This is a genomic window from Pseudomonas sp. GW823-FHT03E05 (assembly GCF_058796855.1).
In genome coordinates, this window is record NZ_JBXAJB010000001.1 from 1,755,381 (window position 1) to 1,762,307 (window position 6,927).

Sequence of the window (6,927 nt, forward strand, 5' to 3'; positions counted from 1 at the left end):
TGACAGTTTCCCGACAAAGCTGTCAAAGACTGCCACGCCCCCCTTCCCTAGCATCCGCTGATCCAATTGGCCCTCGGGTGCTGCATGTCCCGCAAACTTCTCGGCCTGCCGCTGGTGGGCCTGCTCTTGAGCAACCTCGGCTGCAACGGCCAGCCTCCGGCGCCGCCACCCATCGCGCCCGGCGATTACGCCAGCATCATCGGCTACCTGAAGCAGTACATCCCGCAACAGATGGCCGAACATCAGGTGCCCGGGCTATCCATCGCCCTGGTGGACGGCCAGCAACTGATCTGGGCCCGGGGCTTTGGCTTCGCCGACCAGGCCCGGGGCCTGCAAGTGACCGAAAACACCGCGTTTCGCGCCGGTGCCCTGTCGCAATTGCTGACTGCCACGGCGGTGATGCAACTGGTGGAACAAGGGCGCCTGCAACTGGACGCGCCGCTGCAGAACACCCTCAGGGAGTTCTACGTCCGCTCGCGCTTCCACGAGGACCAGAACGCCGCCGACCGGGCCGTGACTCTGCGCCGCCTGCTCAGCCACCAGGGCGGCATTCCCAGCGAGTACCTGCGCGACGCACGCACCCCCAACGCCCTCGACGAACTGCCGGGAAAGCTCAGCGGGTTGTGGCTGAGCAACGCTCCGGGAACCCAGACCGCCTACTCCAACCTCGGTTATGCCCTGCTCGGGGCAGCGGTGGAGCGCAGCAGCGGCGTGGATTTCGAACAGCAGTTGCAGAAGAGCCTGCTGCGCCCACTGGGCATGAGCCAGTCGAGCTTTGTCGGGGACAGCCGCGCCCAGCCCTACCGGGCAAGAGGCTATGAAGACGGTGTCAGCAGCGATGCGCTGGTCCGCGACCTTTCCGCCCAGGGCCTGTGGAGCAGCCCGCGGGACCTGAGCCGCTATGTGCGCATGCTGTTCGCCCAGGGCCGGTACCAGGACCGCCAACTGCTCTCGGCGGCATCCATCGACGAAATGGTGCGCACGCAGAACGCCGGCAACCCGCTGGATTTCGACTGCCAGGTAGGCCTTGGCTGGTTCCTGTCGCCCTGCGGCGAGGAATGGGTCCGGCCAGATATGCGCACCTGGCAGCAAAGCGGTTTCGGCGAGGGCTTTCATGCCCGGATCAGCGTGCTGCCCGAGCAGCAGCTGGCGGTGATCGTGATGAGCAATTCCGACAGCGGCGAGGCCCTGGCCCAGCCCCTGGTGCCCCAGGTACTGCGCATGCTGCTGCAGGCCCACGGCGCCCCGCCACCGCCACCGCCACCGGCCACGGCCCCCCGGGCCCAGCAACGTCGGGTTCCGCAAGCGGCGGATCGCCGGCACCTGGCGGGCTTCTATGCCACCCGCTGGGGTGTGCTGCGGATCCGCGACCAGCACCAGCGCCTGTACGCCGAGCTGGCCGGCGAGCGCTACGAACTGCTGCGGGACGAACAGGGCTGGCTAAGGGTGCGCAAGAAGCGCCTCGGGCTCTGGCCCCAGGACCTGGGCCCGCTGGGGCAGCTGCAACTGGACGTGATGCAGGTCCAGGGCCATCGGGTGTTCACCGCCAAGAGCCACGGCCAGTTGCTGGCGGTGGGAGAACGGATCGAGCCGGTGCCCCTGACGGACAACTGGCTGGCCACGATCGGCACCTACCAGGCTCTGAGCGACGACCCCGGCGAACCGCCCATCAACGGCATGGACATCGCCCTGGAGGACGGCTTCCTGATGATCCGCAGCCTGCAGCAAGGCCGTCCCCTTACCGACTACATCCTCGCCCCGGTGGACAACGCCCACGCGGTGATCGCCGGCAACGGCCCGGGCCTGGGCGACACCGTGCGCCGCCAGGTCAACGGCGTGAACGTCCTGGGCTACTCATTCAAACGCACCTATAACGCCAACCACCTGAGGTTCTGACCCTTCATGAAAACCCTGAAACACTCCACCACCGCCGCCTTGTGGGCCGGCACCCTGGGCCTGAGCACGGTCTGCGGCACGCTGCACGCCGAAGACTGGAAGTACGGCGTGCACGCCGGGGTGGCCAGCGTGCCGCGCTACAGCGGCAGTGACGAACGCGCCCTGGCGCCGATTCTCGGCGGCGAGATCATCAGCCCCTGGGGCGTGTTCCTCAATACCGACCAGGGCCTGGGCTGGGGCAACGAATGGGGCGACCTGTCGTTCAGTACCTGGGTCGGCCCGAGCGAATCACGGCGCGACAAGAACCACCTGGGCCAGGGCTCCAAGCGCCTCAAGGGCATGGGCGAAATAAAGACCCGGGCACAGTTTGGCGCGCACCTGGGCTATGACCTGGGGCCGTTCGAACTGGGCGCCACCCTGACCCACGCGGTGAAGAAGAACGATAACCGCGACACCGGCTCGGCCTACAGCGCACTGGAACTGAGCATTGGCAGCAACCTCTACCAGGGCCGCTTCGGCAGCCTGGATGCCAGCCTCAACAGCCTGTTCGGCAACGCCGACTACATGCAGACCTGGTACGGGGTGAGCGACACCCAGGCGGCCCACAGCCGCTTCGGCGCCTACCGGGCCAAGGGTGGACGGGTCAGCAGCGGTGCCGACCTGGCCTGGACCCTGCCCCTCAATGAGCAGACCAAGGTCTCGACCCTGCTGTCGATGAAGTACCTGAGCAAGGAAGCCGGCGACAGCCCGATCGTCGACCGGCGCATGCAGACCAGCATCGCCACTCAACTTGAGTACAGCTTCTAAGAAAGGGAACGCGCGGCCCGTGATCACGGGCCGCGTTGCTGCTCAGGTTCAGGGCTGCGCGCGAACCTCAGTCGAGGTGGGCCCAGGTCATGCGGAACGAGGCACCGCCCCACTCCGAATCCGCCACTTCGACCTTGCCGCCGTGCCATTGCGAGACCCGCCGCACCAGCGCCAGGCCCAGGCCGAAACCGCCGGTACGCCGGTCACGGCTGGCGTCGAGACGGGAAAACGGCTCGAAGATCTTCTCCCGGCCATCCACCGGCACCCCGGGACCATCATCGTTGACCCGCACTTCGTAGCCATGCTCCAGGCGCACCAGGGACACCTCGACCCGGCGGTCGGCGTAGCGGATGGCGTTGCGCAGCAGGTTGATCACTGCCCGGGCCATGAAGCGCGGTTCGATGCGCACGTACTCCACCTGGCAGGAACGGATCAGCAGTTGCACCCCGGCCGCCTCGGCCTCCAGGGCCACGCTGCCGACCACGCTGTCGAGCCAGCTCTGGGCCTGGATGTTTTCCCGGTTGATGGTGGCCGCGCCATGTTCCAGGCTGGCGTAGCTGAGGAGTTCGGAGACCATTTCCTCCAGCTCGCCGAGGTCGGCATACATGTCGGCGATCAACTCGCGGTTTTCATCCGGATCTGGTTGTTGCTGCAACTGGTCCAGCTCGAAGGACAGCCGGGCGATGGGCGTGCGCAGTTCGTGGGACACTGCGTTGGTCAACTCGCGCTGATTGGCGATCAGCCCCTCGATGCGCGCCGCCATGCGGTTGAAGTGCTGGGCCAGGTCGCGGATGTTGGAACGCCGCGACAGGTGCAGCCGGGTGCCCAGGTCGTTGTCGCCAAAACGTTCGGCGGCCAGGCGCAGGCGCTCCAGGTCGCGCCAGTGCGGGCGCACCCAGAAGTACAGGACGATGGCCAGCAGCGCGCCGAGCAAGGCATAGGCGGCGATGTTGTAGAGCAGGGTCAGGGGCGGGTCTTCCGGCAGCTTGATGCTCAACAGTTGCTTGCCACCGTCGATGCTGCCGATGAATTCGGTGAACTCCTCGCGCACCACCAACTGGTTGGAATCCAGCAGGGCCTGTTCGCGCACGCTCAGGTCCAGGTCGTCGGCCTGCACCAGTTTGAGCAGCAGCCCGTAGTGCGGCTTGAGCTGCTCCAGCTGCTGTTGACGCCCGGCCTCGTCGAACGGCCGCAACTGTTCGCTCAGGCTGTAGGCCGGCCCGCGCACCGCATCGCGGTTGTAGGACTCGATCAGGTCGGCGGCCAGGTAGTTGATGAAGATGTGTTGCACCGCGGTCATGGCCCCGGCGAAGCCCAGGGCCAGGAACAGGTAGAGCCCCAGAAACAGACGCAGCATTCAAACCTCCCAGGCGAACGGATTGAACAGGTAGCCCTTGCCCCACACGGTCTTGATGCACACCGGCTCGCGCGGGTTGTCCTTGAGCTTGCCCCGCAGCTTGCTGATGTAGACGTCGACACTGCGGTTGAGGCCGTCGAACTCGATGCCGCGCATGCGGTTGAGGATGTCGTCCCGGGACAGGGTCTTGCCCGGCGCGCTGGCCAGCAGCCAGAGCAGCTCGAATTCCATGGTGGTCAGTTCCACCGGCTCGCCCGCCAGGCGCACCTCGCGGCTGTTGCGGTCGATGCTCAGCACGCCGAATGCCAGGGCCCCGCGCAGGGTGGTGGTTTCCGGCACCTGGCGCCGTTGCAGGGCCCGCAGGCGCGCCAGCAGCACCGCCGGTTTTATAGGCTTGATCACGTAGTCATCGGCGCCGGATTCCAGGCCGAGAATGTGGTCCAGGTCGTCTTCCTTGGCGGTGAGGATGACGATGGGGGTGTCCGCCACGGCGCGGATCTCCCGGCACACGTGCAGGCCGCTCTGGCCGGGCAGCATCAGGTCGAGCACCACCAGTTTCGGTTTGAATTCGAGAAATGCCGCCAGGGCGGTATCGCCGCGGTGGACCGTCAGCACTTCAAAGCCGTGCTGGGACAGAAAATGCGCGATCAGCCCGGCGAGCTTCTCGTCATCTTCCACCAGCAACACCTTGCCAAGACCCAGGTTTTCCATATTTGCCAATCTGTGAACGCACAATTTGTGCGCGCGCATTATAGGGGGCAAGAGGTTAAGGAAAGGATAACGCAAGCCACAAAACCCGGGACTTGCAGCGGTTTTGCGCGATATTTCATTCTTTTAAGAGTTTTTAACAATTTGCCCCTGCTTTTACACAAGGGCAGTCGTTCACCAGGCCGGCACGCCACTGTGAAAACGGAACTCCGGATCCGGCGATTCGATCAGCTCCTGCTCCGCCGCCCGCACCCGGTCGATGACCTGGGCGATGTCCTTGGCGTCGCCATACTGATAGGCCAGCTTCAGGTAGCCCTGGTAGTGCCGGGCCTCGCTTTTGAGCAGGCCGAAGTAGAACTTGCCCAGTTCCTCGTCCAGGTGCGGCACCAGGGCTTCGAAACGCTCGCAGCTGCGGGCCTCGATAAAGGCGCCCACCACCAGGGTGTCCACCAGCTTCACCGGCTCGTGGCTGCGCACCACCTTGCGCAGGCCCGAGGCATAGCGCCCGGCATGCAACTGGCGCAGCTCGACCTTGCGCTTCTTCATCAGGCGCAGGACCTGCTCGTGGTGCACCAGTTCTTCCCGGGCCAGGCGCGACATCATGTTGATCAGGTCGACATGGGCGTGGTACTTGGCGATCAGGCTCAAGGCGGTGCTGGCGGCCTTGAACTCGCAGTTCTTGTGGTCGATCAGCAGGGTTTCCTGGTCGGCCAGGGCCGCCTGGACCCAGGCGTCGGGCGTGCGGCAGCCAAGAAAGTCGGGAATTTCAGGAAAGTTCATCGGCGCATTTCCGAACAATCAGCCACCACCGCAAAGCGGCAGGCAGCACTATCAGTGATCGTTAACATGAGGCTCACGGGACAAAAGGCTTCATAGCGAAAGGCCGGCGATTATACCGGCCGGGCCGCAGACCACCAGCGGCCGCGATTGATATGCATCAACATCCGGCCCGGGCGCCAGCAACTATAGTTGTGCACGCTAGGGTCTGTTCCCGTTTGGTGACGAGCCGCGTTGCGGGGCCAAACGGGAACAGCCCCTAACCGTTCATCCCTTCCTGGAGATCCCGATCATGCAAAGCATCCGCAGTATCCTGGTGGTCATCGATCCCACGCCCGGCGAAAGCCTTGCCCTCAAGCGCGCCAAGCTGATTGCCGGGGTCACCCAGGCCCACCTGCACCTGCTGGTCTGCGACAGAAAGCACGAGCATTCGGCGCTGCTGAGCGTACTCAAGAGCAGCCTCACCGGCGAAGGCTACAGCGTCACCACCGAGCAGGCCTGGAACGAAAGCCTGCACGAAACCATCATCGATGTGCAGCAGGCCGAGGGCTGCGGCCTGGTGATCAAGCAGCACCTGCCGGACGCCCCGCTGAAGAAAGCCCTGCTGACCCCGGCGGACTGGAAACTGCTGCGCTACTGCCCCACCCCGGTGCTGCTGGTCAAGACCGCCACGCCCTGGGTCGGCGGAGTGGTGATGGCCGCCATCGACGTCGGCAACATGGACGGCGAGCACCGGGCCTTGCACGCCAGTATCGTCGACCACGGCTTCGATATCGCCAGCCTGGCCAAGGCCCAGTTGCATGTGATCAGCGCTCACCCGTCGCCGATGCTGTCGGCCGCCGACCCGGTGTTCCAGCTCAAGGAAACCATCGAGGCGCGCTATCGCGAGCAGTGCAAAGCGTTCCAGGCCGAGTTCGACATCGACGACGCCCACCTGCATATAGAGGAAGGCCCGGCCGATGTGCTGATTCCCCACCTGGCCCACAAGCTTGGCGCCGTGCTGACCATCATCGGCACCGTGGCCCGCACCGGGATTTCCGGGGCACTGATCGGCAACACCGCCGAAGTGGTGCTCGACTCCCTGGACAGCGACGTGCTGGTGCTCAAGCCGGCGGACATCATGGATCACCTGGAAGAGCTGGCGGCCAAGGCTTGAGCCCCCTCCCCCGCAACGCCATCGCGTAATCTGCGCCGTCCATGACGGCGCTTTCGCCGACAAGCCAGTCCTACAGAGCCCGATCAACCTCACCCCGTAGGAGCCGGCTTGCCGGCGAAGAGGCCCGCAAGCCTTGCACCGCCCTGGCGGCCGTCTTCGCTGGCAAGCCAGCTCCTACAGAGCCCGATCAACCTCACCCCGTAGGAGCCGGCTTGCCGGCGAAGAG

General features: G+C 65.2%; 6 protein-coding genes. 3 read left to right on the forward strand and 3 right to left on the reverse strand.

The window, feature by feature from the left end:
* The first annotated feature begins 84 nt into the window (after positions 1-84).
* Positions 85-1,896, forward strand: a complete 1,812-nt coding sequence (locus tag AC1RCO_RS07620) for a serine hydrolase domain-containing protein (protein WP_492617601.1) — start codon at positions 85-87, stop codon at positions 1,894-1,896.
* A 6-nt stretch (positions 1,897-1,902) separates the two neighbouring features.
* Positions 1,903-2,703 (forward strand): MipA/OmpV family protein, encoded by an 801-nt coding sequence (locus AC1RCO_RS07625; RefSeq protein WP_019093779.1) that lies wholly within the window; start codon positions 1,903-1,905, stop codon positions 2,701-2,703.
* A gap of 67 nt (positions 2,704-2,770) precedes the next feature.
* Here the strand turns inward: AC1RCO_RS07625 and AC1RCO_RS07630 are convergent, their stop codons facing one another.
* From AC1RCO_RS07630 to AC1RCO_RS07640, 3 genes are all read right to left on the reverse strand, one after another.
* A complete protein-coding gene (locus AC1RCO_RS07630) occupies positions 2,771-4,060 on the reverse strand; it encodes an ATP-binding protein (RefSeq protein WP_011060934.1) in 1,290 nt (429 codons plus the stop codon).
* Positions 4,061-4,771, reverse strand: a complete 711-nt coding sequence (locus tag AC1RCO_RS07635) for a winged helix-turn-helix domain-containing protein (RefSeq protein WP_011060933.1) — start codon at positions 4,769-4,771, stop codon at positions 4,061-4,063.
* 171 nt (positions 4,772-4,942) lie between these two features.
* Positions 4,943-5,548: a MiaE family protein gene (locus AC1RCO_RS07640; protein ID WP_011060932.1), complete on the reverse strand. Its 606-nt coding sequence runs from the start codon at positions 5,546-5,548 to the stop codon at positions 4,943-4,945.
* 289 nt (positions 5,549-5,837) lie between these two features.
* Between AC1RCO_RS07640 and AC1RCO_RS07645 the strand changes: the two genes are divergently transcribed.
* Complete coding sequence (locus AC1RCO_RS07645) at positions 5,838-6,701, forward strand: universal stress protein (protein ID WP_011060931.1); 864 nt, start codon at positions 5,838-5,840, stop codon at positions 6,699-6,701.
* The last annotated feature ends 226 nt before the right edge of the window (positions 6,702-6,927 follow it).

Bases quoted from the DNA above. Each gene is read 5' to 3' on its own strand.
- AC1RCO_RS07640 (WP_011060932.1), bottom strand. From the start codon at position 5,548: ATGAACTTTCCTGAAATTCCCGACTTTCTTGGCTGCCGCACGCCCGAC.
- AC1RCO_RS07625 (WP_019093779.1), top strand. From the start codon at position 1,903: ATGAAAACCCTGAAACACTCCACCACCGCCGCCTTGTGGGCCGGCACC.
- AC1RCO_RS07620 (WP_492617601.1), top strand. From the start codon at position 85: ATGTCCCGCAAACTTCTCGGCCTGCCGCTGGTGGGCCTGCTCTTGAGC.
- AC1RCO_RS07635 (WP_011060933.1), bottom strand. From the start codon at position 4,771: ATGGAAAACCTGGGTCTTGGCAAGGTGTTGCTGGTGGAAGATGACGAG.
- AC1RCO_RS07630 (WP_011060934.1), bottom strand. From the start codon at position 4,060: ATGCTGCGTCTGTTTCTGGGGCTCTACCTGTTCCTGGCCCTGGGCTTC.
- AC1RCO_RS07645 (WP_011060931.1), top strand. From the start codon at position 5,838: ATGCAAAGCATCCGCAGTATCCTGGTGGTCATCGATCCCACGCCCGGC.